Origin of the sequence: uncultured Erythrobacter sp. (genome assembly GCF_947502395.1) — a bacterium.
GTDB lineage: Bacteria > Pseudomonadota > Alphaproteobacteria > Sphingomonadales > Sphingomonadaceae > Erythrobacter.
The window spans coordinates 1,007,458-1,034,017 of sequence record NZ_CANMZM010000001.1 but is presented as its reverse complement, the minus strand read 5'-3'; the positions used below and the strand labels follow the sequence as shown (position 1 = coordinate 1,034,017).

General features: G+C 56.6%; 21 protein-coding genes. 17 read left to right on the top strand and 4 right to left on the bottom strand.

The genetic code is table 11. From position 1 onward, the window contains the following. Positions 1–50: 50 nt before the first annotated feature. Together Q0778_RS04965 and Q0778_RS04960 are read right to left on the bottom strand one after the other, a co-directional pair. Entirely contained in the window at positions 51–1,649 is a 1,599-nt protein-coding gene (locus tag Q0778_RS04965) for an alkaline phosphatase D family protein (RefSeq protein WP_298334450.1), read from the bottom strand. A gap of 193 nt (positions 1,650–1,842) precedes the next feature. Further along, positions 1,843–4,356, bottom strand: coding sequence for a TonB-dependent receptor (locus Q0778_RS04960; RefSeq protein ID WP_298334448.1), 2,514 nt, complete (start codon positions 4,354–4,356; stop codon positions 1,843–1,845). Between the two features lie 213 nt (positions 4,357–4,569). Between Q0778_RS04960 and Q0778_RS04955 the strand changes: the two genes are divergently transcribed. From Q0778_RS04955 to Q0778_RS04915, 9 genes are all read left to right on the top strand, one after another. Continuing rightward, positions 4,570–5,238, top strand: coding sequence for a GntR family transcriptional regulator (locus Q0778_RS04955; protein WP_298334446.1), 669 nt, complete (start codon positions 4,570–4,572; stop codon positions 5,236–5,238). An 8-nt stretch (positions 5,239–5,246) separates the two neighbouring features. Further along, the gene (locus Q0778_RS04950; RefSeq protein WP_298334882.1) at positions 5,247–6,176 is read left to right on the top strand and encodes a hydroxymethylglutaryl-CoA lyase; all 930 of its coding nucleotides are present in this window, start codon (positions 5,247–5,249) and stop codon (positions 6,174–6,176) included. After that, the gene (locus tag Q0778_RS04945) at positions 6,176–8,236 is read left to right on the top strand and encodes a hydantoinase/oxoprolinase family protein (RefSeq protein ID WP_298334444.1); all 2,061 of its coding nucleotides are present in this window, start codon (positions 6,176–6,178) and stop codon (positions 8,234–8,236) included. Before Q0778_RS04950 ends, Q0778_RS04945 begins: the two co-directional genes overlap by 1 nt. Before the next feature lie 124 nt (positions 8,237–8,360). After that, positions 8,361–10,244: a hydantoinase B/oxoprolinase family protein gene (locus Q0778_RS04940; protein ID WP_298334442.1), complete on the top strand. Its 1,884-nt coding sequence runs from the start codon at positions 8,361–8,363 to the stop codon at positions 10,242–10,244. Continuing rightward, positions 10,237–11,436 carry a CoA transferase gene (locus Q0778_RS04935; RefSeq protein WP_298334440.1) on the top strand — a complete coding sequence of 400 codons (1,200 nt, stop codon included), beginning with the start codon at positions 10,237–10,239 and terminating at the stop codon, positions 11,434–11,436. Before Q0778_RS04940 ends, Q0778_RS04935 begins: the two co-directional genes overlap by 8 nt. A 247-nt stretch (positions 11,437–11,683) precedes the next feature. Beyond that, positions 11,684–12,784: a histidine kinase gene (locus Q0778_RS04930; RefSeq protein WP_298334439.1), complete on the top strand. Its 1,101-nt coding sequence runs from the start codon at positions 11,684–11,686 to the stop codon at positions 12,782–12,784. 16 nt (positions 12,785–12,800) lie between these two features. After that, positions 12,801–13,466, top strand: coding sequence for a response regulator transcription factor (locus Q0778_RS04925; protein ID WP_298334436.1), 666 nt, complete (start codon positions 12,801–12,803; stop codon positions 13,464–13,466). Continuing rightward, positions 13,463–15,391, top strand: a complete 1,929-nt coding sequence (locus tag Q0778_RS04920) for an ATP-binding protein (protein ID WP_298334434.1) — start codon at positions 13,463–13,465, stop codon at positions 15,389–15,391. Before Q0778_RS04925 ends, Q0778_RS04920 begins: the two co-directional genes overlap by 4 nt. 9 nt (positions 15,392–15,400) lie before the next feature. After that, on the top strand, positions 15,401–15,850 hold the full coding sequence (locus Q0778_RS04915; RefSeq protein WP_298303721.1) for a response regulator: 450 nt from the start codon (positions 15,401–15,403) through the stop codon (positions 15,848–15,850). Here Q0778_RS04915 and eda read toward each other — a convergent pair. Next, a complete protein-coding gene (gene eda / locus Q0778_RS04910) occupies positions 15,847–16,482 on the bottom strand; it encodes a bifunctional 4-hydroxy-2-oxoglutarate aldolase/2-dehydro-3-deoxy-phosphogluconate aldolase (RefSeq protein ID WP_298334432.1) in 636 nt (211 codons plus the stop codon). The genes Q0778_RS04915 and eda overlap by 4 nt on opposite strands. A 277-nt stretch (positions 16,483–16,759) precedes the next feature. On the opposite strand from eda, the gene Q0778_RS04905 reads away from it, so the two are divergent. Genes Q0778_RS04905 through Q0778_RS04875 form a run of 7 tightly spaced genes read left to right on the top strand, consistent with a single transcriptional unit; the run spans position 16,760 to position 25,643 of the window. Then, entirely contained in the window at positions 16,760–17,740 is a 981-nt protein-coding gene (locus tag Q0778_RS04905) for a hypothetical protein (protein WP_298334430.1), read from the top strand. Between the two features lie 8 nt (positions 17,741–17,748). After that, positions 17,749–18,594, top strand: a complete 846-nt coding sequence (locus Q0778_RS04900) for a sugar phosphate isomerase/epimerase family protein (protein ID WP_298334428.1) — start codon at positions 17,749–17,751, stop codon at positions 18,592–18,594. After that, entirely contained in the window at positions 18,587–19,627 is a 1,041-nt protein-coding gene (locus Q0778_RS04895; RefSeq protein WP_298334426.1) for a hypothetical protein, read from the top strand. Before Q0778_RS04900 ends, Q0778_RS04895 begins: the two co-directional genes overlap by 8 nt. Then, entirely contained in the window at positions 19,627–20,784 is a 1,158-nt protein-coding gene (locus tag Q0778_RS04890) for an FAD-dependent oxidoreductase (RefSeq protein ID WP_298334424.1), read from the top strand. The genes Q0778_RS04895 and Q0778_RS04890 overlap by 1 nt, the downstream gene beginning before the upstream one ends. Continuing rightward, the gene (locus Q0778_RS04885; RefSeq protein ID WP_298334422.1) at positions 20,777–22,873 is read left to right on the top strand and encodes a hypothetical protein; all 2,097 of its coding nucleotides are present in this window, start codon (positions 20,777–20,779) and stop codon (positions 22,871–22,873) included. The genes Q0778_RS04890 and Q0778_RS04885 overlap by 8 nt, the downstream gene beginning before the upstream one ends. Further along, positions 22,870–23,271, top strand: a complete 402-nt coding sequence (locus Q0778_RS04880; protein WP_298334420.1) for a GtrA family protein — start codon at positions 22,870–22,872, stop codon at positions 23,269–23,271. Before Q0778_RS04885 ends, Q0778_RS04880 begins: the two co-directional genes overlap by 4 nt. Then, complete coding sequence (locus Q0778_RS04875; protein ID WP_298334418.1) at positions 23,268–25,643, top strand: glycosyltransferase family 2 protein; 2,376 nt, start codon at positions 23,268–23,270, stop codon at positions 25,641–25,643. Before Q0778_RS04880 ends, Q0778_RS04875 begins: the two co-directional genes overlap by 4 nt. A gap of 22 nt (positions 25,644–25,665) precedes the next feature. On the opposite strand, the gene Q0778_RS04870 is transcribed toward Q0778_RS04875, so the two are convergent. Then, complete coding sequence (locus Q0778_RS04870) at positions 25,666–26,079, bottom strand: ATP-binding protein (protein WP_298303738.1); 414 nt, start codon at positions 26,077–26,079, stop codon at positions 25,666–25,668. Between the two features lie 37 nt (positions 26,080–26,116). Here Q0778_RS04870 and Q0778_RS04865 point away from each other — a divergent pair, with 37 nt between their 5' ends. Further along, positions 26,117–26,551: a FecR domain-containing protein gene (locus Q0778_RS04865; protein ID WP_298303740.1), complete on the top strand. Its 435-nt coding sequence runs from the start codon at positions 26,117–26,119 to the stop codon at positions 26,549–26,551. Positions 26,552–26,560: the final 9 nt, after the last annotated feature.

Below are 26,560 nucleotides of genomic sequence, written 5' to 3'. Positions count from 1 at the left end.
GGTGGGTGAGTTTCTCTCATCCGCCCCTTTTGTTTGTCTGGTGGGTGGGCTCAGGCTTCGGCCAATGACCCCGGTTGCCTATTCGCCACAGCCATACGTTTGCGCGTTTTGATCGTCCCGCCACGTTTTGAGACATAGTCCATCGTCTTGAACTCAGTCGTCCATTGGTCGCGCGTCACATCGCACATGACATAGCCGCGCTGCGCATTATGCCACTTAAGGCACTCGTTCTCCTTCTGGATTTGGATCGTATCGCCGCGCTTGTCTTCGCCATCGCCGCTTGACGTGATGGAGGTGGATACAAACTCGGTCGCAATCGGTTTTGCACCCGGGCGCTGTCCATCAAGGTGAAGCTCACCGGCATAGTTCTGATGCTCATCACCCGTCAGCACGATCACGCTGTCACGCCCAAGCTCTTTCACCTGCGCAAGCACACGGTCACGCGGCGTCTCATATCCGCCCCAACTGTCGAGATTGCGGCCCTCACCATCGCCAAAGCGGCGGTCGAGGTCCATCATCATGATTTGCTGTGCGAGCACCTGCCACTGCGCCTTGGAAGACCCCAGCTTTTCAAACAGCCAGTCCTCCTGTTGCTTGCCAAGCACTTGCGCGGCACGATCATCAACGCCGTCGCAATATTGCGCCCAGCGGTCATCGCATGGCTGATCGGTGCGGTATTGCCGCGTGTCGAGGAGATTAAGATCGAGCAAATCTCCAAACCGCGCTTGCCGATATATCTGCATCTGATTGCCGACCGGAAGCGAAGACGCACGCAGCGGCATGTGCTCATAATACGCCTGCATCGCCATCTGTTGACGCAGAGCAAAGATGCTTGCTGGCGTTCCGTCTTGATCAATGTCCGAGACCCAATTGTTGTCGATCTCATGATCATCCCACGTCACAAACCAAGGGGCAGAGGCGTGTGCTGCCTGGAGGTCGGTGTCCATCTTATACTGCGCATAGCGACGGCGGTAATCTTCGATCGTGTGGATCTCTTGGCCAAAATGCGGGCGAACGCTTTCTTCAACACCGCCGTGCCATTTGGCCTGCATCCGGTCGCCGCGATACTCGTAAATGTAGTCGCCATAGCAGTAGATGAAGTCGGCCTCTTCGCCCGCCAAGTGGCGGTGTGCAGTATAGTAGCCTTCCTCGTAGTTCTGGCAGCCAGCGACGCCAAAACGAAGCTTCTCAATCGGCTGACCCAACGCTGGCGTGGTCTTTGCGCGGCCTATCCCGCTGCGCTCTCGGCCCGAATAGAAACGGTAGAAATAGGGGCGATTGGGTTCCAGCCCTGCGACTTCGACATGGACCGCGTGACCAAGTTCCGGGCGCGCAACCGCTGTGCCTTCCGCCACCGTGTTGCGCATCCGCTCATCGCTTGCGACCTCCCAGCGCACCTCCACCGGAGCTGGGAGCATGCCATAGCCGATCTCAAACGGTTCGGGCGCAAGCCGTGTCCAAATAACAAAGCCGTCAGGTTCTGGCTCCCCTGAAGCGATCCCAAGCTGAAACGGGTATTGCCGAAAAATCGGCTGAGCGATCGCGCGGGTCGCCGAAATCAGCGAAAGCCCTGCAATAGCCGACGTGCCGAAGGTTTTCAGAGCCAGCCGCCTGCTCAATTCAAGTCGGGGGCCTCGCGGGTCATTCATGAGATTGTCGTCCTTCAGCTTTGGCTGTGTGCGTCGACCTTAAGCCACTAAACGCACCGTATTTCAATTTGACGGCGCATTATCGCAAGAGCCTGTCGCGGTACAGCAGTAGAGAAACGAAAGAAGGGCAGGCGGGCTTTTGCCCGTCCTGCCCTTATCGCGACATCCGAAGCGCTTTTTGATCGCGTTGGACCTAAAAGCTGTAGCCGACTTCCACGCCTATAAGGCGGCGTGCACCGGGGGAGATAAATGAGCCGCCAAACTCGATGGCGGGAATGACCTCGTTCAAGTATTCGCGATTGAGCAGGTTCTCGGCGAAAACGGTTGCCGTGAAGTCGCCAATCTCAAAACCGGCACGAAGATTGAGAACGCCAAAGGCCTCGCGTTCCGCAACGCTGAAGTCGGCGTCACCGACAAAGCTTGGCAGAGCGAGGGCAGATCCCGGCAACAGTCCGGAGAAGAGCGTTGGTGATGTTTGATCTTGGAAAGAGTGGAACCATGTTGGCCCAGTGATCCGGTAATCTGCACGCACGATCAGATCGACAGTATCACTCATCGGCGTGTCGATTTCTGTGCCAAGATTGATTGTATAGTCCGCCGTATAGGGCGATTCATTGCCAACCGTCGAAGGGCGTGAGCTGTTCTCTTTGATCTCGCTCTCATTCACGTTGATCGATCCGAAGAACTTCCAACCCTCGATGACCTCTACAGTTGAATTGAACTCAAAGCCGTAGACCTCAACCTCGTCGATGTTCGACACCACACGCAAGAGTCCGAACGAGCCCACGAAGAATTCGAAGAACTGCATATCGTCAATATCGGTGTAGTAGCCCGCGAGATCGAATGTGATCCGGCCATTCGCCAGCTGCCCCTTTATGCCAGCTTCAAAGGCGGAAGAGGTTTCTTTGTCGTAGACATCCTGAATGCTCACGTCCGCACCAATGAACTGGACGAAGTTTGCATCGATAATCGCCGATGAGCCTTGGTTGTTGAAGCCGCCAGACTTAAACCCAATGCCCCAATTGGCGTAGAGGTTGAGGTCGGGGGTGGGCTGATAACTGATGCTCACCTTGGGCTGAAGCTGTCTGAACGTCTCATCGACGGGCGTGAACGCACCAAAGGCAAGGCCAGGGTTAATCGGTCCGCCGGTGAAAGGGTCCAGTGCGTCAGCGGGGACAAGACTTTCTGAAGACCGGTCTTCGATGTCATACCGCAGCGCAAGGCCAATCGTCAGATCGTCCCAAGCGTACTCAGCATTGCCGAAGACAGCGTAGACAGTGGTGTCAAACTCATCGTTCAACAGCAGGCTGGTCGGGTTTGCGCTTCCAGCCGGGTTTAACAACGTCTCACTCACTCCAGCACCAGTGTCACCGCCGATACTGACGCCGGTTTCGCGATCGATGTTGAGGAAGTAGCCGCCGATTTCCCAACTGAGAGCATCGCCCCCTGAAGAGGCAAGGCGAATCTCGGCGCTGAAGTCTGATTGCTCGCGGATTTGCAACTGCGTGCCATCGCAAGTGGTCGGGCTGTAGGCACCGAAGGTTGACCCATTCGCGGGGGCGAAAATGAAGGGAACCGGGATTTCCCCGATGAAGCCGGGCTGGGCAATTGGGAAACCGGTAAGTTGGGCAGTCGTTGCAAAGCAGCTATCGACCACACCCTGGGCTGCAGGATCTGCCGCAGCAATAAAGCGAGCAAAGTCAGCAGACGTACCATCCGCTGTCAAAAGCTGATCCACGTCGGAATAAAGCGCCCATGCAGTCAATGCTACATCACCAAAATCATGCTCAATCTTGGCGGAGATGTCGAAACTGTCTTGTTCGTTCGTAGGCCGGATATTGCCGTTGTAGACGAAAGGATGCTCGTTCACGTCTTCGAAGAACGCCGGGTTGGTGGCCCCGAATGCGGGAATGTGGAATGAGGAGTTGAAGTTGATCGACGCGCCGCGCAGCTCAGAATAGCGGGCTTTGACATCGAGTTCGGTCGCCGGGCCAAGGTTAGCAACAAGCCGCCCATCCACTGACCAGACCTCTTGATCATCGACCACATCGTCATTGAGAAAGTCGTTGAAGAAGAAGCCATCAGTTGTGCGGTAGTAACCAGAGGCTACCACTCCGATGTTCTCTGTCAGAGGGCTGGAGATATAGGCCGTGCCTTCGAACGTGTTGTCATTGGCGTATGAACCGCGAACGCCCCCTTCGACAAAATCACTTGGCTTGATGGTTTGCAGGACAATTGCACCGGCCGCAGCGTTGCGACCGTAAAGCGCGCCTTGTGGACCCTTGAGAATTTCGACCTGGCGCAGCGTGCCCTGGTTCTGGTTGAGTTGTGCCGTACTGGTTTTGAGGATTCCGTCAACGACGAGCGCCACAGAGCTCTCCGCATCGCGTGCGCCGTTGATACCCCGAATGTTGATCTGAGTATCGCCAGCCTCGGCGGTGCCGGTCACGATTGTTACGCCAGGGGTGAGCTGGGAAAAGTCAGCGGCATTCTGAGCGCCTGTCTTCTCGAGCGCATCTGCCGTTAGAACCGAAACAGACGCTGGGACATCCTGCAGACGCTCGTTCTGACGCCGTGCCGTCACAATGATCGCGCCGTCATCTTCACTTGCGCCATCCTGTTCGGCGTTGTTGTCCTGCGCATGGGCAGGCGCCGTAATCGCCAGTCCGAATATTGAGCTTGCTACTAGTAAATGACGGTGACGCACGTTTCTCTCCTAATTCAATCGTTCCTGGTGCGAGGAACAATCCCCTGAGTAATTGGTTTTCTAAGCACCCAGCTATGCGGACCCGACCCGCTTGGTTCCCGTCCCTTTGAAAGATGGTGCCCGACACCGTCTTGCATGTGGTGAGCTTTATTGTATACAATTGATAAAAGTCAAGCTTCCTGACCTTCCAATTGACGAGCTGAGAATTCACCCATGACCAAAGCGTCTGACCGTGCCTATGAAGCGATCCGCGGCATGATCCTTTCGGGCGAATTGTCGTCGGGCGATCCTTTGCGGGAGGAGGCTTTGGCTGAGCGCTGCGGCGTATCACGCACGCCAATTCGAGAGGCCCTTCGCCAGCTCGAAGCCGATCTCATGGTGCGGCGCACTGAGTCCCAGCGCAGCTATGTTTCTGACTGGTCGCTGGATGATGTTGCCGATGCGTTTGAACTGCGAGCAATGCTTGAGGGGTATGCTGCTCGCCGCGCCGCCGAGCGCATTACCGATGACATCGTTGATCAGTTAAAATCATGTAATAAAGCAATTTATTCTGCGGTTTCTCGGGTGAAGCCTGATGTAACGACTTTCCTTGATCGCAACCGGGAGTTCCATGCCTTGGTGCTCGAAACTGCTGGTTCACGCCGGCTGACAAACCTGCTCACCGCGCTGATTGAGCAGCCAGTCGTATGGCGTACAGCACAGCATTATGACCCCGAGGCGTTCGAGCGCTCGCATGGTGAGCATGCCGATCTTTTGGCGGCGTTTGAGCGGCGCGATGGCGCGTGGGCGCAGAGCATTATGGAAAGCCACATCCGCCGCGCCTTGCATGCCTATTCCGATGCTCACAAGGGCCTGGGTAAGCTCGAAAAGGGTGCGGCATAGTGGCAACAGTGTATACAAAAACGGTTGAAGTCGTTGAGGTGAGTCCTCGCGATGGTCTTCAGAATGAGAAGATTGAGGTTCTAACGCGGGACAAGATTGGCCTTATCTCCCGTGCAATCGATTCAGGCGTGAGGCGGATTGAGGTTGCCAGCTTTGTAAATCCGCGTGCAGTTCCGCAGATGGCGGACGCGGATGATGTCTGCGCTGCGCTGCCTGAGCACGATCATGTGACCTACATCGGCCTCGTCATGAACCAGCGCGGTGCGGACCGTGCGCTTGCCACGGGCCGGATTGATCAGTTGGGTGCCGTGTGTGTCGCGACCGATACCTTTGCTATGCGCAATCAGGGGCAGACCTCTGATGGATCGGTCGATGCGGCAAAGGCCATCATCGCTTCGGCGAAGGCGGCGGGCAAAACCGCGCAAGCGACAATCGCTGCGAGCTTTGGCTGTCCTTTCGAAGGCGAAGTCCAAGAGGCACGCGTCATCGCGATGGCGCGCTCACTTGCCGAGGTTGAGCCTGTCGAAATCGCTCTCGCGGACACTATCGGAGTAGGCAATCCTGCGCATGTAGCTCGGCTTATGACAGGCGTGAAGGCTGCGATCGGCGACATTCCAATCCGTGTGCATTTGCACAACACGCGCGGGACGGGTCTTGCCAATGTCTGGGCCGCTATCGAAGCGGGTGCGGCCACGATTGACGCATCTATCGGCGGGTTGGGCGGATGTCCCTTTGCGCCCGGAGCGGCGGGAAATGTCGCGACTGAGGACGTGCAATACATGCTTCAACGGGCAGGGATCGAAACGGGCCTCAATCTCACAAAACTCATTGAGACCAACCACTGGCTATCGCCAATCATGGGCAAGCAATTACCCGCGATGGTCGCCAAATCCGGCGGCTTTCCGGCAGCCCAATCACAAGAAAAGGAAATCGCCTGATGCGCTACCGCCTGGGTGTGGACGTTGGTGGAACCTTCACCGACCTGCTGTTGTTCGACAACGATACCGGCGCGTTTTGGCGGCACAAGACGCCTTCCACACCGCATGACAGTTCCGAGGGCATCCTGAACGGTGTGATCGCGATTACGGAGGAAGCCGGCGTTGATCCGGGCGATATCGAGTTCTTCCTCCACGGAACGACCGTGGCCACCAATGCGGTGCTTCAAGGCAAGGGTGCGCGCGTCGGCTTGATCACGACCGAGGGTTATCGCGACATTATGCAGATCGCGCGGAGCTTTGTGCCAGGGGGGCTTGCTGCGTGGATCGTATGGCCCAAGCCACAACCTCTGGCAGCGCTCGAAGATACACTCACCGTGGGTGGCCGGATGGATGCCGACGGCAATGAAGTGCGCCCCGTGGACGAAGCGGGCGCCCGCGCCGCGCTTGAGAAGCTGAAAGCGCAAGGCGTTGAGGCGATCACGGTCAGCCTCATCAACGCCTATGTGAACGGCGCGCATGAGGTGCAGATCGGCGCGATCGCAGCGGAGGTATTTGGCCCCGATGTACCGATTTCGCTTAGCCACGAAGTGCTTCCCGAAATGCAGGAATATGAGCGCACGCTCTCCACGGTTGCCAACGCTGCGGTGCGTCCGGTGGTGGGCAATTACATTGCGAACCTGCGCGACAAGCTGGTTGAGGCAGGCGTGAAGGGTAAACTTTCACTGCTGCGCTCAGACGGCGGCTTGATGAGCAGTGAGAAAGCGCAGGAGCATCCCGTCAACATCCTTATGTCGGGGCCTGCTGGCGGTGTGACGGGCGCTGTTTGGGTGGCGAAGAACGCTGGGCTTAAGAACATTCTCACCCTTGATGTGGGCGGGACGTCGACCGACGTTGCTCTCATCGAAAACCTTGAGCCTCGCCGGGTGCGCACGACCGAAGTGGGGCACCTTTCCGTGCGCGCATCGGCTCTTGATGTGAAGACGGTTGGGGCTGGGGGCGGCTCTATCGCGCACGTGCCGGAATTGACCGGAGCGCTTCGGGTGGGTCCTGAAAGCGCAGGCGCAGTGCCGGGGCCAGTGGCTTATTCCAAAGGCGGCGAATTGCCGACCGTGACCGATGCCAATGTGGTGCTGGGCTATCTGCCCGAAGACCTCCTCGGCGGCTCGTTCAAGCTTGACCGCGAAGGCGCGAAAAAGGCGGTACAGACCATCGCCGATGCGCTTGGGGTCTCCCTGATGGATGCAGCGCGCGGGATCATTGATATCGTCAATGAGAACATGTTCGGCGCTCTCAGAATGATCAGCGTTCAGCAAGGCTATGACCCGCGCCACTTTGCCCTGATGGGCTTTGGCGGAGCGGGGCCTTTGCATGTCAACGCTGTCGCCAAACTGATGGGTTCTTGGCCAGCGGTTTCGCCCGTTTCTCCCGGCGTGCTGTGCGCGCTTGGTGATGCGACGACGCGGATGCGGACTGAGACGGCGCGCTCTTTCAGCAAGCTTGCGATGAATACAGACGTCGCCGAGTTGATCGAGGTTCTGGACGAAATGGCTGAGCAAACTCGAGGTGAGTTGGAGCAAGATGGTATTCAGCCGGATAGCATCACTAGCGAGTTTGAGATTGATGTGCGCTATGCAGGGCAGGCCTTTGAGGTTCCTCTCACAGTCGATCAAAACACTTTGCGTGAGCTTGGAATTGACGGACTGCTGGCTCGCTTTGATGAAGAGCATCACCGCCTCTTCACCTTCAACATGGATACCCCGCATGAGATCGTGAACCTGCGGGCTGTGGCATTGGGAGAGTCGCTGGAATTGGAGGCGCAGGAGCTTGCCAAAGGCAATGGCGATCCTTCCGCTGCCAAGATCAAAGACCACACACTTTGGATGGACGGGGAGGAACGCGCGGCTGTCATCTATGACCGTGCAAAACTGCTTCAAGGCGACACGATCCCCGGACCAGCCATCATCACCGAGATGGATTCCACAACGCTTGTCGAACACGATTGCACTGCAACCATCGACGCGGTCGGCAATATTTTGATCAATCCAACGGCTGCATCGTGATGCAGAAACTTCACCTTTCCCGTCACCCCGGCGCAGGCCGGGGGCCAGTGCGGAGTCACCAGTGCCGCTCCCTGGATTCCGGCCTGTGCCGGAATGAAGAAATAGAGAATTTTGGAGCGCAATAATGCCAGCACAAATCATCGAAACCAACACAACGCCTTTCAAGAAACTCGACCTTGATCCGGTCACTTTGGACATCATCGAGAACGCGCTACGCAATGCTCGGATTGAAATGGACGCGACGCTAGTGCGCACTGCCATGTCGCCCGGCATTCGCGAACAAGGCGATGCCTTCCCGCTGATCGCAGACCCATCGGGCAAGATGATCGTGGGCCAGTTCGGCAGCTTCATCGGCGGTTTTCTAAAAAGTTTTGAGGGCACCATCGAAGACGGAGATATGATCTTCCTCTCCGATCCATACTCTTGCGAAGGGGCTATCAGTCACTCGAACGATTGGCTTGTGATGCTGCCGGTGTTCAAAGACGGACGCCTCATCGCTTACACTGCTATGTTCGGGCACCAGTCCGATATTGGCGGCATGGTGCCTGGCTCCATGCCGATTGAGGCGACCTCAATTTTCCAAGAAGGCGTGCGCATTCCGCCCGTTAAGATCTGGAAAAAAGGCGAATATAATGACGATTTGATGAAGCTCGTCATGCACCAAACGCGCAAGCCCGATTGGTGTCAGGCCGATTTGAACGCGCTTATCGCCAGCTGCCGCGTGGCCTCCAACCGCCTCATTGAAATGGCAGAGCGGTTTGGTGATGACGTGTATTACTCCGCGACCCAAGAGCTGCTCGCACGCAACCACCGCGCGATGAAGGCGCTGATCGGGCAAGCCATCCCAGAGGCTAAGGCGAGCTTCGAAGATTTCATCTGCGACGATGGTAAGGGCTATGGCCCGTATAAGATCAAATGCACCATGTGGCGCGAGGGCGATAAGGTCATCCTCGACTTCGATGGGACTGATCCGCAGTCAGCAGCCTCGATCAACTTCTTCCTGAATGAGAACATGTTCAAAATGTTCTTCGGAATTTACATGATCATGGTCTTCGACCCACAGATCTTGTTCAACGATGGGTTCTACGACCTTATTGAGGTCCGCATTCCCGAAGGGTCGTTGCTTAAGCCGAAGTTCCCTGCTGCGCTGTCAGGCCGTACCCATGCATTGGGCCGGATTTTCGATATCTTGGGCGGATTGCTCGGTCAGGGTACGCCGGAGTTTCTCAACGCGGCTGGCTTCTCGTCATCGCCTCACCTGTTCTACTCGGGTTGGGATAACAGGGAGGGTAAGAAGGCGGATTGGTTCCAACTGTTCCAAATCGGTTTTGGCGGCATTCCGGGGCGTCCGCTGGGTGATGGCCCGGATGGGCACTCGTTGTGGCCGGGCTTCACCAATGTTCCGAACGAATTTTTGGAGCGTTACTTCCCGCTGCGCATCGAACGCTACGAGACTGAAAAGGACTCCGGCGGCGCTGGTCTTCACCGGGGCGGCAATGGCATTCATATGACCTATCGCTTCCTCGCGGACGGCGCGATTGGGATCCACGATGATCGCTGGTTCGTCCCCCCATGGGGCGTGAATGGCGGCCACCCGGGTAAGCGCGCGACCAAGCTGCTCGAACGCGTCGATGGGACCACCGAAATCGTTGGCAATAAGGTCGAAGATGTTGAGGTGAAGGCAGGCGAGCAACTCCACTTCATCACATGGGGCGGCGGCGGCTGGGGCGACCCGCTGGAACGCGATCCTGAGCTGGTGGTATTGGAAGTGCGCCAAGGCCTCGTCACCATTGAGGGTGCACGCGAATACGGCGTGGTTATGGCTGGCGATGAGACAGTCGATGCAGCCGCAACCGATGCTCTGCGGGCTGAGATGAAGGACGGGCGCGGCGAATTGTCACTATTCGATTACGGCCCCGGGATCGAAACCTTGCGCGCCAATTGCAAGGAAGAAACTGGGCTCAAAGCTCCCATCCAACCTTCATGGGATGAGCAGCGCCATGGGTGATCCTAGCAATACAGGAGCCCTCAAAGGCTTGCGCGTGGTCGAAATGGGCCAGCTTCTGGCCGGCCCATTCTGTGGCCAATTGCTCGGCGATATGGGCGCAGATGTCATCAAGATCGAGGCGCCCGGCAAAGGCGACCCCATGCGTGTGTGGGGTCAGGGCGAAGAGAAGGTGCAATGGGAAGTGATCGCGCGCAATAAGCGCTCCGTCACTTGCAACCTTCGCGTACCCGAAGGCCAAGATATTGCCCGCCAATTGATCGCCAAGGCCGATATTCTGATCGAGAATTTCAAGCCGGGAACGCTCGAGAAATGGGGACTTGGTCCCGAAAAGCTCCATGCGCTCAATCCCGGCCTCATCATCGCACGGATGTCTGGCTATGGTCAGACCGGGCCGTATTCCACGAGGGCCGGATTTGGCGGCATTGGCGAAGCGATGGGCGGTTGGCGCTACATCGTTGGAGACCCTGACCGCCCGCCTGCGCGCATGGGGGTGTCCATCGGCGATACGCTTTGCGCGACTTACGGCACGATGGGCGTGCTCGCCGCGCTTCACCACCGTGAAAAAACGGGCGAGGGACAGGTGATCGACACTGCCCTTTACGAGGCGGTCTTGCAGGTCATGGAAGGGCTCGTTCCCGAATATGATCACAATGGCTTTATCCGCGAGCGTTCCGGCTCAATCCTGCCCGGAATTGCGCCCAGCAATGTCTATTCGTGCAATGACGGTCCCTTTATGATCGGTGCCAACAATGACGCGATTTTTGCGCGGCTGTGTGAGGCAATGGGTGACCCTGAATTAGCGAATGACGAACGCTACGCCACCCATCTGGCGCGCGGAAAAAATCAAACAGAGTTAGATGATCTCATCAACGAATGGACCGCGACGCTCACGGTAGAGCAGCTCGACAACTTGATGATCAAGCACTCCATCCCGGCAGGCCGCGTCTACACAGCGAAAGACATGCTCGAAGACCCGCATTTCAAGTCTCGCGAGGCGATCATCGAGGTGGATACCGAAGGGCACGGTGCTCTCAAGATGCAGAACGCTTTCCCGCGGTTCTCAAAGACCCAAAGTGGAGTTCGCAGGACTGCGCCCGTCACGCCGGGTCAACACAATCTTGAGGTTATGAGCGAGCTTCTTGGCTGGGATGAAGCAGACATCAAGAAGAAAAATGAGCAAGGCCTTATGTGACCCTTGCGGTGCTCTGACCTTGCAAAAGAGGAAACGCGACCGAGATCGCATTTCCTCTTGCTCGCGATGCGCCCACGGGAAGGGGAGGGGTTGGGAACACCGCTTGGCAAAGCACCAGAACGCACGGGTCGCGCTGACACGGTCTCGATACCTTCAAGGGTTGCCGGATAAATCAGCCGTGTGGTGGACGTTCCGGCGTAAGCCACATGGCCTATGCAGTTTTCGATGAGCGCTCTATTATAGGCTTATGCGCGACACCCTGCCTTTGCTGCCTTCAGATGGCGAAACCATTGCGGAACTGCGCGAGCTCTATCGCGCGGCGGAATCGCGTGCCGCACGTTTGCGGCTTTTGTCAGTATCGGCGCGCGAACTGGCAGAAGCCAACAGCCTGACTCTGGATGAAGTGATAGAGAGGTGCGCGCAAAGGCTTGCATTCTTTGTCGGCTGTCGCAGCGCTGTAGTGTTGCAAGTCGAGGCTCAGGCTTCAAATGAAAATGCGATCCCGATCACAGCGGCAGGTGATGACTGCAAGGCAATTGCGTGGCTTGTGGTCGATGGTCTTTCCGGGATTGATGCCATTCCTGATGAAGAAGACCGTGATGCTTTTCGAATGGAGCTCGATCAGCTTGGTCTGACCATTGACCGGATCACAAAAGATCGCGAGCGCGGAGAATTGCTGTCCAAGCTGCAAGAGCGCGAACAAACTCTCGGAATGCTCCTCGATCAGATCTTCACGGCACAAGAAGAAGAGCGTCGAAGGGTTAGCCACGAATTGCACGACGGTGTCGCACAAACAGCGACGGCACTCGTACGTATTCTTGAAAGTCCAGCGGTTGTTGCCGGGCAAGTGGATGGCGGAGTGAACCCAGCCGAGGTCGCCCGGTCTCTCGTTGCCGAACTGCGGCGCGTAATTGCTGGTTTGCGCCCAACGCTGCTTGATGATCTTGGACTGATCTCAGCACTCCAGGCGCTGGCTGAAAACCTTGCTGCCGAAGGGTATTCGGTGACGCAGGAGTTTTCCCAAGGTGATCAACGCCTTGCGCCAGTAGTGGAAACGGCTATCTTTCGTGTGGCACAAGAAGCGGTTGCCAATATTCGCAAACATGCGGGCGGCCCCTGCAATGTCACATTGGTCGCGCGGTTAGACACCGATCCATTGCTGCTCATGATCGAAGATGAAGGGGTCGGGCCCTCTGACGAAACCAAAATAACCGGGATGCTTTCTGGCAATAGTGTTGGGATTGAGGTCATGAAGGAACGTATGGCCTCCATCGGTGGTTCTCTTGATTGGGGCGCAGGCGACGAGAGCGGCGTCTTCGTCAAAGCGAGTTTTCCTGCACAGTTCTGATCTGGTGGTGCCATCCATGTCTTCGTCCGATACCTCTCCCAGCATCCTCATCGTGGATGACCACCAATTGGCCCGCGAAGGGTTGCGCGCGGTCCTTTCGGGCGGTGACTTTGGCGAGATTCATCTCGCCAGCACCGGTGAAGAAGCGATCGAAAAGGTAAGTGAGCTTGTTCCTGATATCGTTCTAATGGATGTGCGCTTAGGCGAGGGGATCGACGGTCTTGAAGCGACCCGGCGCATCGCTGCGCTTGGATTGCCGAGCAAAGTGATCATGCTCACGCTCCACGATATGCCGGGCTATGTGCGCACCGCGCTTGCGGCAGGAGCAGCAGGCTATGTCCTGAAAGATACCGAGATTGGTGATTTGCGGAGCGCCATCGAACAAGTGATGGATGGCCGATCTGCTGTGCCGCTGGACCTGGTCAGTGCTGCCATGAACAGCGATTCTCAAGCCACAGCTTTAGGCGATCTCAGCACCATACTGACGTGCCGGGAACAAGAAGTGGTCGAGCTTGTCGCAGAGGGCCTCACCAATAAAGAGATCGCAAGAGAGCTTGATATTAGTCCGGCGACTGTGAAGGTCCATGTCGAGCGCCTGATCGCTAAGTTGGGCGTGGTTGACCGAACCCAGGCTGCCGTGCTCGCAACCAAACTCAAAGCCGCCAGCACGGGAGGCGTATGAGCAAGGGCTCAACCCGGTTTTGGACGGATCGGCCCCTTGCATTCAAGGGTTTGGTCGTAGTGGCTCTGCCACTTGCGGTGTTGCTGGGCGCACTTGTTTCGCTCTACCTCGCGTCAAGCGCTGAAACCCGCGCAGAAGACGACGTGCGACGCGCCTTTGCAATCCAGCGTGATGTCTATCAGATCCAGGCTTTGCTCGCCGAAGCAGAAGCCGGCGTTCGCGGATACGCTTTGACACGTGAGGATCGCTTTCTTGCGCCCTATCACACTGCCGAGGAGGATTTGCCTGCAACGCTAGCACGTCTTGATGAGGCCATCGAAGACGAAACCGTGCGCCCCCGTTTTGTCGAGCTTTTGCAGGTTACTCAGGCCAAGCGTGATGGCCTTGAAGCGACAATTGCATTGGTTCAGGCTTCGGACAGTTTTGGTCAAAACAGGATAGAAACTGCACTTACCACAAATCGATTGGCGCTTGATGCTGTGCGTCAGGAAATCGAGAATATCCAAGAGCTCGAGGGCATTGTTCTCGATCGACGGCGGGCACTGGTGGACGATGTGCGCACCCGGTTCCTCACTCTCACTGCGGTGAGTGCGCTTATTGGCCTCTTGGGCAGTTTTGCTGCCGTCTATCTCTTCTCCACCGGTATTGTGCGCCGCGTCAGCAAACTCGAAGGTGATGCTGAGCTATTGGCTCGTGGCGAACGGCTTGAAACACCGCCTGAGGAAGCCGATGAACTCGGCCGGTTGGCACAGGGTCTAGCTCGCGCAAGCGCTCTTTTGCGCAAGCGCGAAGATGATCTGCGCGCAAGTGAGGAGCGCTTCCGCCTCGTCATCGAGCAGGTGCGCGATTACGGCATCTTTGCGCTCGATCCGCAGGGCATTGTGACCAGTTGGAACTTGGGCGCTGAGCGGATCAAGGGGTGGCGCACGGAGGAGATCCTGGGCGAGCACTTTAGCAAGTTCTACCCAGCCGATACGCGCGACTTTTTGCCGGAAGAAATGTTGGAACGTGCCCGCGTTGAGGGCACAGCAGAGGACGAAGGATGGCGCGAGCGCAAGGATGGGACGCGCTTCTGGGCCAATGTTGTGATCACCGCATTGCGCGCGGAGAATGGCGAGCTTCAAGGGTTTGCCAAGGTGACGCGCGATATGTCAGAGCGGCGGCGAAGCGAAGAAGACTTGCGGCTGGCGCGCGAAGAAGCGGTGGCTGCAAACCTTGCCAAGAGCGAGTTCCTCTCGCGCACCAGTCACGAGCTTCGTACACCCCTAAACGCCATTCTAGGGTTCGGCCAATTGCTCGAGATTGACGAGGAGGACTTCACACAGCCTCACCGTGACGCGATCCATCAAATTGCCAAAGCGGGTCGCCATCTGCTTGCCCTGATTAACGACCTACTCAATATTTCTAGCATTGAGGCAGGCGCGGAAGAGGTTGATATCGAAGCGGTGAACATCGCCGACCTGCTGGAAGAAGTCCGCGATCTGGTTGATCCGGTTGTGCGCGCCGCTAGACTGAGTTTTGAGATCGATCTGCCGCCTTCAGGCACGATCGCTCAGGCTGACAAACGCCGGACGACACAAGTCATTCTCAATCTCGTCAGCAACGCCGCAAAATACAACAGCACCGGCTCCTTTGTACGTTTGGGAGCCCAGGATTCGGGTGAGAATGTCACGATCTTTGTCGAGGATGATGGTCCTGGTGTTGATCCCGCCAACCGCCCACGATTGTTCACTGCTTTCGATCGTTTGGGGCAACAAAAACACTCGCAGAACGAAGGGACGGGTCTTGGCCTTGCTCTTTCGAAAAGCCTGGTGGAATCAATGGGGGGCGATCTTGGCTATGCTCCACTTAGCCCGGGTGCACGCTTTTCATTCACTCTTTCACGTACATCTGCATCGCGCAATGTCGAGCAAGCAGCGGAATAGGTCCACACGATGTCAGCACAGTTGATCGACCCTCAGGAAATTCTCGAGCGCCGGATCCTGGTGATCGACGATGAAGAGGCCAACGTCCTGCTTTTGCGCAATATTTTGCAACGCGAAGGTTATACGGACGTGCATTGCCTGACCCAATCGAGCAAGGCGCTTCAGTCCTATATCGATCTACAGCCCCACCTTGTGTTGCTTGATCTGATGATGCCCGAAGTCGATGGCTTCCAGCTTCTCGAAGCTTTTTCTCGTCACGATGCAGCGGATGAATTCCGCCCTGTTCTCGTACTAACGGCAGACACTACGATCCAAGCGCGGCGCAAGGCCTTGTCGCTTGGGGCCAAGGACTTCGTCGCAAAGCCCTTTGATGTGATCGAAGTCGGTTTGAGAATTTCAAACCTGCTTGAAACGGGGCTTCTCTATGAACGGCTCCGCACATCCAACGCTGCCTACTAATTCGAGAGCGCTGCGGCTTCGCGGGCTCGAGCGTTGATTTCTTCTAGGCTGGCACCATCGGGGACGATCCAGCTTCCGCCAAGGCATAGGACATTTCTCATAGCCAGCCATTCGGGCGCAGTTTCAGCGGTAATCCCGCCAGTGGGGCAAAATAGACATTGGCCAAAGGGTCCCGATAAGGCTTTGAGCGCCGGAATGCCGCCCGCTGCCATGGCAGGGAAGAACTTGAAATGGTTGAGTCCCAGGTCCAGCCCGCGCATGATATCGCCCGCATTCGCTATGCCGGGAAGGAAGGGAAGCCCGCTTGCGACCGCCGCGGCTCCCAGGTCTTGGGTCAGACCAGGTGAAACGATAAATTCCGATCCAGCGCCGCGCGCTTCATCCAGCTGACGTGCGTTAATCACGGTGCCAGCGCCCACGATCGCGCCAGGCACAAGGTTCATACGCTTAATCGCTTCCAATGCGTCCGTCGTGCGCAAAGTCACTTCAAGCACTTTGAGGCCGCCATCCACCAGTGCTTCTGCTTGTTCGCGCGCTTTGCCGACATCTTTGACAACCAACACAGGTATGACGGGCGCGGTTTTCATCACCCGCTCGATCTCGCTTGGGTCAAAGGTCTGGGTGTCGCTCATTCAATTGCCTTCCATGGCGCATTTGGCAGGTCGCTCGGCGCTGTTCTGGGAACGGTATAGAAGGCGCTTTGAAATTGAGCGAGAGAAATTGGCTTGGTCGAATTCGTATTCAATCACGCACTTATACCGCTGTTTAGGTTTGCAAACGCCTGATGATACTTGGTTAACGCCGCCGGTGCGCTTGCCCGTCAAATTAACAGAATTGATAGCAATCTCAGTTAGGTCGCTTGGTGAATATTAGGTTCACCAGATTGGAGCTGAAAGCGCGGGTTTTTGAATGGCAGGGTCAAGCAAGACTTCTGATAGTGTTTGCCTAATTGGTGCAACCGGCTTTGTCGGAGGAGCGCTGCTGCGCCAAACCGATTTTGGTGCCCGTTTTCAAAGCAAAAATGTTCATGAGATCGAAGGGCAGAGTTTTGGCATGGTTGTGTGCGCTGCTGCTCCCGGTTCCATGGTCGAGGCCAACACCGCTCCTGAGCGAGACCGTGCCCAAATAACGGGATTGATCAAGCGCCTGTCTAAAGTACGCGCGGAGAAATTTGTCCTCATTTCCTCGATCGCGGTTCTGTCAGACTTTGCTGGACAGCATGTTGAAAGCACAGAAAAATTCCAAAAAACTCTCGCTTATGGCCGTCATCGGCGTGAGCTTGAGGCTTTCGTTGAAGATCACTTCGTCAACAGCCTGATCGTACGCTTGCCTGCGTTGTTCGGCCGGGGATTGCGAAAGAACTTCATCTTTGATCTTCTCAACCCTGTCCCCTCGATGCTCTCGGCGGAGAAGCTTGCGACGCTGAAAACTGGGCTGAGCGCAGACCTTTCCGACTGGGTCGAACAACTCTACGGTGAGCATCCTGCTACAGGTCTTTTCAAGCTCGACCGCTCAGCATTGAACAGCAGCCCGAAGCGGCGCGGATTGGATGAAGCTGTAAGCGATTTGGGTCTCTCCGCGACCCAATTTCACAATCGTGAGACGACCTATCAATATTACGAGATTGACCGCCTCTGGCGCGATATCGGCGTGGCATTGGATGCGGGGCTCACACACCTGCACCTTGCCGCTGAGCCGCTCAGAGCCAAGGCAATCCATAATCGGCTCACTGGGCATGAGATGCCAGATACGCAGGCGAGAGTGCATACTGAAGACATGCATTCGGCTCACGCTACCTTGTGGGGAGCAGACGGGCCGTATCTTTTTGATGCTGAGGCAACTCTGGACCGGCTTGCAGTCTTTTGCGCTGACCAGAGGGCTCTCGCATGAAGCTCGCTATGTCGAACATTGCCTGGGCACCCGAGGAGCGGCTTGCTGCTTACCAAGCCATGGCGGAAATCGGATTCACTGGCCTTGAAATTGCACCAGGGCTGTTCTTCCATCAGAGCGATGACCCCCTTGTGCCCTGTGATGTGAGGGCAGGAGAAGCTCTCAGCGAGATGGCTGGCTACGGGCTTGAACTTGTTTCGATGCAGTCGCTTCTTTTCGGTGTCCAAGGTACGGGGCTCTTTGAGGGAGATGACGCAAGAGCCGCTCTTGTTAAAGGCATGCATCGCGCCATTGATCTGGCGGGTCGGTTCGGCATTCCCAACCTCGTCTTCGGCTCCCCGGCGCAGCGTCGCGTACCCGATGGAATGTCGATGGAGCGAGCTCTTGGAAAAGCTACGGAGGTGTTTCGCGCGCTGGGTGATCGCGCAAAGTCTGCGGGAACCCGCATCACAATTGAGGCCAATCCAGCTGCATATGGCACGAATTTCCTCAACACCTTGGATGAGGTTGAGGCCTTCGTCGCTGAGGTCAATCACCCAGCTATCGCTGTGATCTTGGACCTTGGCGCTATGCATATGAATGGCGAGTTTGATACGGTCCCAGAACGGCTCAGAACCATCAGCCAGACGCTCAACCATGTGCATGTGAGCGAGCCGGAACTCGCACCTGCGCCAGCAGATCCGACGCTGCTAGCTCCAGTGCTTTCAGCTCTCGATAAGCATAGCTACGACAAAGCGGTCTCGATCGAAATGCGCAGGCCCGAGAATGGCATCCAGGGAATAAAGAGCTCGATTGTAGCTCTCGCAACGGCGGCGAAGACGGCCGGAATAGGCTGGGGGATGGCCCATGCATGAACCATCACCCAAAAGCTTTACCAAGCAGCGCGAAGATTGTGTCGTATCCGTTTGTTTTGCAACGCCTCCAGATAATGATGAGACATTCAAGACCATTCGTGAGATCGCAGGCAGGCTTGATGAAGTCTACCGTTTCCGCGAGGTCATTCTGGTAGTCGAAGACCATCAAAAAGATGTCTTCCTACCACTCGTCGAAGAAGTCGCGGATGTTCGCCTGTTCTTAGTCCGCAAAGGCACCGAATATTACGAGCGCCGCGTCATCGCTGCAGAGGAAGCAATTGGTGATCTCGTTCTTATTGCGCAAGAGGATGAGGCGGCGCATTTGGATGTGCTCGCTTTTCTCGATCATGCGGAAAAGTCCACTGCCATTGCTCTGGCCAATCGCGGTGCTAGGCGGCCATTGAAGGCGCTCATGAGCTGGCCATTCATTGCGCTTGGGCGGCTTGCCGGATTCACTGTTAACCCCAGCGACTTTCAGTCGATTGCTCTGCCACGAACTCTGCTCAACCATATCCTTTCGCATGACGAGCCGCGCCTTGCCTTGCGATATCCGCCGCGCGATCCGAGACTCCCCATCGCCCCGTTCAAAGCGGCCAAAGGTGTTTCCTCTCGCAGCGCTTTCAAGGACGTGGGGCGTCGAATGCAATTGCTACAGACGCTGCTTGTCTATCTCACTCCAATCATCCTTTCGATTGTAGCGATCTCCTCGAGCCTCCTCACACTTGTCGGGCTCGCTTACGCCGCCTGGATCGTGGGCGCTGTGCTGGTTGTTGAGAGCCTCGCACCCGGTTGGTTCACCACCAACACAATGCTTGCTGTCAGCGCGATTTTCATGGGGGTTTCGACGCTCGGCCTGAGCCTCGGCCTCCAGCATCTCTTGCGGCAACAGGCCCGCGACAGGGGAGAGCGTGTCTGCGAAGAGGTTAACCGGATCGACCTGTTTGGAAAGGTCGCGGACGATCTCAATGTTGAGCTTGAGAGCGAGATTTGGTCGCGAACAAGTGCCACCGATCAGAACCGTGAAGGTGACTGATGGCGAGGATCCATTCAACGCGGTATGACTATGTCGTGATCGGCGGCGGCTTTTACGGCTGCTGTCTCGCGCTCTATTTGCGCTCAATTTCCAACAAGGTGTTGTTGGTAGAGGCCGCAGACAGTTTGATGACGCGTGCCAGCCGCGTGAATCAGGCGCGTGTGCACACCGGATTTCATTACCCGCGATCGGCCGTGACCGCGGTCAAGTCCATGTTGCTGCACCGCAAATTCCTGGAGGATTTCCCCGAAGCAATCATCGATGAGTTTCAGATGCTCTACGCGATTGCCAAGCGTCGCTCCAAAGTCACTGCGAAGAAATTCCACCGAATGTTCAGCGATATGGACGCGCCGATCGAAGTGGCTCCGCCCAATGATCGCGCGCTGTTTGACTCTGATGCGGTGGAAGAGGTGTTTGCTTGTTTTGAAACCGCATTTGACTACTCCGTGCTGGCCACGCAGATGGCAGAGCGGTTGGACGACGCCGGCATCGAGCTGCGCCTTTCGACCGAAGTTCAGACGCTTGAAGCGAAATATGATGGCGTGGTCGTAGGTCTTGGGGATGGCTCTGAAGTCACCGCGCGATATGCCTTCAATATCACCTATGCTCAGATCAACAGCGTGTTGGAAAAAGCCAAACTTCCTAAAGCGCGGCTCAAATATGAGGTCGCTGAGCTTGCTTTGATAGAACCGCCTGCCGAGCTTCGAGGGCGCGGTATCACGGTCATGGATGGTCCCTTCTTCTCAACCATGCCCTATCCATCGGCGGGGCTTTATTCGCTTACCCATGTGCGTTACACACCGCATGAAAGCTGGAGCGATGAGGGCGCGGTCTGCGATGCCTATCGCCATTTTGCTGCCCGCCATTATGAGACACGATACGCCTTTATGCTGCGGGATGCGCAGCGGTATCTGCCCTGCCTCGAGGGCTCGACCTATCACCGTTCGCTGTTCGATGTGAAGACGGTTCTGGTCAAGAATGAGCAGGATGATGGCCGCCCGATCCTGTATCACCAAGCGCCGGAAGGCTCGCGGGTAATCTCCATCCTCGGTGGGAAGATCGATAACATTTACGACCTGTTCGAGGCGGTGAAAAGCACCGCACCCGAGTTTTCGAAGCTGCACCCCGGATTTGTGCTCGGAGCGCAATATGCCTGAGACCGTGGCGTACTCTGACCCAGTAGCTGTTTCACAAGAACGGCGGCGTGGATGGCTTTGGTTGGTCGCGCTAGGCGTGGTTCTTGCGGGTCTACGCGGTGCCACGCTGCTGTTCGACCACAGCCTCCACTCGATCGACGGTGCGATGCAGACATGGTTTGCGCTGGACAATTTCGCCGATGGCGCAAAGCTGGGAGACGAATTCCAATCCTATCTCGGCATCACGATGATACTGTCATTGTTGCCCGGGTTTGTTGTCTTAGGTGAGACCCTCTGGGCTTCGACTTTCGCGGCATATTCCATGGTGATCGCGGGCAGTTTCGCGGGTGCCTATGGGATAGTCTGGATGGTGCGACCCGTGCCCAAATCGCAGCGTTGGATGTGGGCAATCCTGCTGATCTGTGGGTTCTACTACGCGGCCTCTCTGGCAGCGGAGCTTCTCAATCACCCCTACCCAGCGACCTTCGAACCCGGTGTTTCACTACGGCCCTTGCGCGGAGCCTTACCGTTTTTCATGCTTCCCGCCTTCGTCTGGTCAATTAGGCGCGTGTTGGTAACGGGAAGCCCGGTCCCGACGTTCTGGTTGGGCGTTGTGGCTGGTCTTGGACTCCTGTGGTCGAATGATGCTGGGATACCCTTGGTGATTGCCAGCTTGGCCAGTTTCTTCCTGGCATTCTATCGGCAATGGGGTTTGCTGATCAAAGCAATTCTAACGTTTATCGCTGGCGTCGCAGTGTCGGCTTTTGCGCTTGTCATGGCGGTCACCCACAGCGATCCGTCGGGCTGGTGGCAGTACAATTTCACTGACGTTGCAGGTGACCAGTTCTGGTACTTTGGACCGTGGAGCCGCGAGTCCCGCGTGCTTGGGATAACCGATCTGCCACAGATCTTTTTGGGCGGGCAGCTGCTCTCAACTCTGAGCCTGATCGTGCTGACAACCTGTGTCATTTGCTCAGTCTTCAGGCGACTGAAGGGGAGAGGCTCTCACGTGCGGGGGAGTGCCTTCGTCTTTGTCGGGGCGAGCATAGTGGGCACCGCCGTCCTCCCGCAAATCGGCGGGCACATCGGTTCAGAGTACAACGCGATTACCTTTGTGCTGGGCTTCTGTGCTCCGATCATCGTCTTTCAGAAAGCGCTGTTTTCGCGGGCCAAGCCGCTTATGCGAAGGCTTCCAAAGCTTGCTCTGACTGCTGCAGCCGCCATCGCCGCTTTGGCTATGATCGCTATCGATGCAGGTAGCCTTGTGTCCAACGCGCAGGGTACCGATCGCACAGTGTTTCACGAGAAGCTAGGCTTCTACGTCACACCGAAAGCGGCTGAAGACCTTGCCGCAATCAAGCGGTTTTCAAGTGAATTGGAAGAACGCGGTTTCCCAGAAGATCAGCGCCTGCTCTCAGTCTATACGTCGGCATTGGACATAGCTGCGGACGTGGAAAGTCCATCACCTGTAGGATCTTTGATCCATGCATTGGGTGAGCAGAATCGTATGGCGTTCAACGAATTGCTCTTCAGCAAAGCCGTGGCTGTCACCACCATTGCCCCAGAATACTCGGGCTGGGCAGAGTGGAACACGCGAGCCAATTGGTCCTTTTTCAGGAACGTTCGCGACCTCTATCGCCCTGTTGCGCGCAGCGACCAGCACATCCTCTGGATCCGATCTGGCGGAAATCCACGCGCGCAAGATGTAGAATGCCAGGTGGCCGATTGGCGGTTCGACGGATTTGACGTTGTCATCAAGAGTCCCAAGACCGGCGTTGCATCGCTGTTCTTTGATCGAGAGGGGTTTGATGCCAGCTCCCGATCCGCGCTCCTCACGGTCACTGAAGATTCACCCTTCACCCGCTCCGCTACCGAGCCGCATTGGAGCGATTTCCCGCGCTATGGCATCGCGAATTCACGCATTGTTGAGGTGTCGGCTCCGGTCGAAGCGGGCGAAGCAACCAGGCTAACATTTAACGTGATGGACGGTTCAGCCATCGGTTGGGCCGAGTGCTTTGCGCGGGTTTACGAGCCGATAGAATTTGACGCTTTGCCAAGCCTTTCCGAAGGCGTTGATCAGTTGATTGCAGAGGCAGAGACCGGAGCATGAGCGAGATGTTACGCTTCTTCACCGTCACCGTGCTTGGCGTTGTGCTCGATATTGGCATTGCGTACGGCTTGCACGAGATTGCCGGTGTGTCCTTGGCATTGGCAGCAGTGATGGGCTTTGTGTGCGCCGCATCCTTTAACTATGTCTTGCATCAGTTGTGGAGCTTCCAATCGGGTTCGCGTAGCCTCTCACTCAACCGCGCTTCTAAGTACGGCCTTGTGGCAGGCCTGACCCTATTGGCGCGTGTTTCCGTCGTTGCCGTTCTCGCTGAGTATCTTGCGGGTCAATACGCACTGCTAATCCTGATCTGCGGGGCAGGGGTCTCCTTCTTCGTCAACTTCACTTTGAGCAAACTCTTTGTCTTCGATGACGCTCTTTCTCAGGAGCGCGCATCATGAATGCGCTCGCTGCCATCCCACTGCAGGACACCGATTGGGAAGTGCCCCCACATAAGGTTTCGGTTTACGCGAATAAGGCGCACAAATATGCGCTGGTCATTCCGGTCATTAATGAGGGTGAACGCATCCGGGGCCAACTGTCACGGATCAAGGACGCTGCGCCACTGGTTGACGTCATCGTTGCCGATGGCGGCTCTACTGATGGTTCGCTTGATGAGGGTTTTGTGAAGCCCATTGGCGTCCGCGCGGTGCTGACCAAAATCGGGCCGGGAAAGCTCAGTGCGCAATTGCGCATGGCCTATGCCTGGTGTTTGCGAGAAGGCTATGCGGGCATCGTCACCGTGGACGGCAATGGCAAAGATGGGGTCGAGGCAGTGGCCAGTTTCGTCGCAAAGCTCGAGGCGGGTTGCGATTATGTGCAAGGTTCGCGTTATCTGTCCGGAGGGAAAGCGGAGAACACGCCGCTTGAGCGCACGATTGCCAATCGCCTAATCCATGCGCCGATCCTGAGTATCGCAGGTCGAAACCTCTTCACAGACACCACCAACGGGTTCAGAGCCTATTCCGCACGCTATCTTACGCACCCTGAGGTTCGCCCGTTCCGTTCCGAGTTTGAGGTCTATAGCCTGCTCTTCTACCTGACGGTGCGGGCTGGGCAATTGGGTCTTAAGGTCGATCATGTCCCGGTTGTTCGGCGCTATCCCGACAGCGGCCAGGTGCCGACAAAAATCGGAGGTCTGGCATCTAAACTCGCCCTATTGGGGGAAACGGTGAGGGTTGCGACTGGCGGCTACACGCCCGATGATGTGCGAGCAAAACAGGCTCCGCTGGACTGGCCAGCAGTGGTAGCTGCCCTCGTACTTTTGCCGCTTTTTCTGAGCGTGATTGTGGCACCCAATTACTCGCCAGACAGTTGGGCGCTTTATGAACTCAGCAAGACTGTCTTTGACGACTTCTACCGCTTCTCCCATTTCCGCAGCTTTGCGAGTGCGTCGGAGTATTCGAGCGCCTTTGCCCCCCTCTGGCCAACGCTAATTGCGGTCACGGATGGGGTGCTTGGAACGGGGGCACGCACCGGGCTCTACCTCGCTTTCCTGAGCTTTTTCGCCTTTGCCCTGATGTCCGAACGGATCGGGCAGCAGATCACGGGTGCACGATGGATCGGGCTCGGAACTGCTTTGCTCCTGCTATTGGGGCCAAGCATGGTGTGGGATGAGCTCAGCGCGGGGCGAACGATCCCATTGCAATTGCTGCTCTATGCGCTGTTGTTTCGGTGGCTTTTGGCGGGGCGAGCGATATCCCTGCAAAGCGCGGCGATGATTGGGTTTGTCTCGGGTCTTACGGTCATGAACCGCTTCGATGCGGCTTTGTTGCCCTTCTTTGTGACGCTGATGATTGCCTTGCTCACCCGCAGTCCTTCGCGCTCAGCGGCTGCTCTCGCCGGGTCTCTTCTCGCTATTTCACCATGGGTCGCCTATTCGCTCAGCACTTTCGGTACTGTTTTTGCGACCGACAATTCGGGCATTGTGACCGCGCTGGACTCGCGGGCTTTCGTTACCGATTGGTGGCCAAAGCCTCAAGCGACCGCATTCGAAGATCCTGCTGTGTGGGCAATCAAAGTGCTGAGCAATTTGAGGCAATGGGTCTTAACCGGTCTTTCCTTGGTTCTTTCGCCTCTGGGCTTCGCATTTGCGCTAGGTTCAGTCTTGGTTGGGGGGCTGCAATACCTTTGCGCCAAAACCCCGGACACAGTTGACCCGAAGGACAAACCACGGACCCAATTGTGGTTGTTGGTGATCTTCGCCTTCTTACTAGTGGGTTTAATGCTGCCACAGATTCTGACGGGCTACCTTGAGTACCGCTATTACTCGGCGATGTTTTGGGTGGGGCTGCTCACCATTGCCGCCTGGCAGATTTCGCGCGGAGTCACTGCGCGCCAGCGCCAGACTTTTGCCACGCTCTTTGCCGGGACGATTGGAGTGTGGCTGATCGGATTTGCTATGATCCAGTTCGCCAGCGCGGCCAATTCGAACCGCTTCGCCGCGGACCAATGGGGCCAGTTTGACGCACCTGATGACATCGCAATGTTGCTGCAGTGTTTGGGAGATAACTCCGATGCACGTATCTTGGTGATGGGTGATGACAACTTTGCCGCTCGGGCGGGGGCCCTAGCTTCCCTGAGCACTATGATGGAGCCACGCAATATGGCGGAAGGTCGATTGGAAGAAAGCGGCAAGGCTGCCTTTCTAGAGACTTGGCAGGTCGACTACGTCTTGGTCCGAAGCGAAATCCACGCTCAGAAAGCGCGGGCGCTGAACGGCTTTGTACCGGTCGACGAGTGCGATGGTCTGCTCAAAAGAAAGAATGACTAAGTTTGGCTTCAACGCTCGGCGGTCATCGAAGGGTCAGCTCTAAAGCGTTAGTGTCTTCACTGCGCACATATGCGGGGTCCTCTCCCCACGCATGGACAATTGCCAAGCCAATCCCGCCACCCGTAGCGGGGTCTGGACCTGTGATCGGCGGGATAGAGATAGGGTCAAATGGGGGGCCATCGTCCTCAATCGTAAGGCGAACCGATCCTTCAATTTCCTGAAGAGCGAGCAAGAGCCCAAGGTCCTGAAACCTGCCTCCGTGCCGCAGCGAGTTGCTGACCAGTTCTTCTACCAGAATAGCGAGCTTGACCTGAAGTCGAGGCTCTAAATCGTACTGGGCAATAAACTCGCGTGCGAACTGCAATGAATGACGGATTGCGGGCGCAGGATTGCTATCTTTTGTAACAAAAGCTGAAAATCGTCTCCTGTGTCCCATGCTTCTATGCTAACACACCTTCAACTGGGGAGGATACATGCGAAAATCATTCATTATTGCCGGGGCTGTCTTTGCCATGGCTGCGCAACCAGTCTTGGCGCAGACAATCGGCCGGATCAAGAACGTGACACAAGGTGGTATCGAGGTTGTCCGCGATGGTGGCAAGCTGCGCGGGACTTCTGGATTTCGACTGCAAGAGGGCGACATTGTGGTCACCACCGCAGGTCAGAGGGCTGGCATCACATTTGTCGACAACACACGATTGGTCGTGGCTCCTCGCAGCCGGATGATCATCTCTCGTTATCGTTTTGACCGGGCGCGAAGGACTGGTGAATCGCAGATGCGGATTGAGCGCGGAGCCGTCGGAGTTGACTCCGGCGAACTGGCGCGTTCAGGCCGGATGAAGTTCAAGACACCAACATCGACGCTCGGGGTTCGGGGAACCACTTTTGTGATCGAGGTGGATGAATGATGGGTAGAG

Bases quoted from the DNA above. Each gene is read 5' to 3' on its own strand.
- Q0778_RS04965 (WP_298334450.1), bottom strand. From the start codon at position 1,649: ATGAATGACCCGCGAGGCCCCCGACTTGAATTGAGCAGGCGGCTGGCT.
- Q0778_RS04955 (WP_298334446.1), top strand. From the start codon at position 4,570: ATGACCAAAGCGTCTGACCGTGCCTATGAAGCGATCCGCGGCATGATC.
- Q0778_RS04945 (WP_298334444.1), top strand. From the start codon at position 6,176: ATGCGCTACCGCCTGGGTGTGGACGTTGGTGGAACCTTCACCGACCTG.
- Q0778_RS04940 (WP_298334442.1), top strand. From the start codon at position 8,361: ATGCCAGCACAAATCATCGAAACCAACACAACGCCTTTCAAGAAACTC.
- Q0778_RS04935 (WP_298334440.1), top strand. From the start codon at position 10,237: ATGGGTGATCCTAGCAATACAGGAGCCCTCAAAGGCTTGCGCGTGGTC.
- Q0778_RS04930 (WP_298334439.1), top strand. From the start codon at position 11,684: ATGCGCGACACCCTGCCTTTGCTGCCTTCAGATGGCGAAACCATTGCG.
- Q0778_RS04925 (WP_298334436.1), top strand. From the start codon at position 12,801: ATGTCTTCGTCCGATACCTCTCCCAGCATCCTCATCGTGGATGACCAC.
- Q0778_RS04920 (WP_298334434.1), top strand. From the start codon at position 13,463: ATGAGCAAGGGCTCAACCCGGTTTTGGACGGATCGGCCCCTTGCATTC.
- Q0778_RS04915 (WP_298303721.1), top strand. From the start codon at position 15,401: ATGTCAGCACAGTTGATCGACCCTCAGGAAATTCTCGAGCGCCGGATC.
- eda (WP_298334432.1), bottom strand. From the start codon at position 16,482: ATGAGCGACACCCAGACCTTTGACCCAAGCGAGATCGAGCGGGTGATG.
- Q0778_RS04905 (WP_298334430.1), top strand. From the start codon at position 16,760: ATGGCAGGGTCAAGCAAGACTTCTGATAGTGTTTGCCTAATTGGTGCA.
- Q0778_RS04900 (WP_298334428.1), top strand. From the start codon at position 17,749: ATGTCGAACATTGCCTGGGCACCCGAGGAGCGGCTTGCTGCTTACCAA.
- Q0778_RS04895 (WP_298334426.1), top strand. From the start codon at position 18,587: ATGCATGAACCATCACCCAAAAGCTTTACCAAGCAGCGCGAAGATTGT.
- Q0778_RS04890 (WP_298334424.1), top strand. From the start codon at position 19,627: ATGGCGAGGATCCATTCAACGCGGTATGACTATGTCGTGATCGGCGGC.
- Q0778_RS04885 (WP_298334422.1), top strand. From the start codon at position 20,777: ATGCCTGAGACCGTGGCGTACTCTGACCCAGTAGCTGTTTCACAAGAA.
- Q0778_RS04880 (WP_298334420.1), top strand. From the start codon at position 22,870: ATGAGCGAGATGTTACGCTTCTTCACCGTCACCGTGCTTGGCGTTGTG.
- Q0778_RS04875 (WP_298334418.1), top strand. From the start codon at position 23,268: ATGAATGCGCTCGCTGCCATCCCACTGCAGGACACCGATTGGGAAGTG.
- Q0778_RS04870 (WP_298303738.1), bottom strand. From the start codon at position 26,079: ATGGGACACAGGAGACGATTTTCAGCTTTTGTTACAAAAGATAGCAAT.
- Q0778_RS04865 (WP_298303740.1), top strand. From the start codon at position 26,117: ATGCGAAAATCATTCATTATTGCCGGGGCTGTCTTTGCCATGGCTGCG.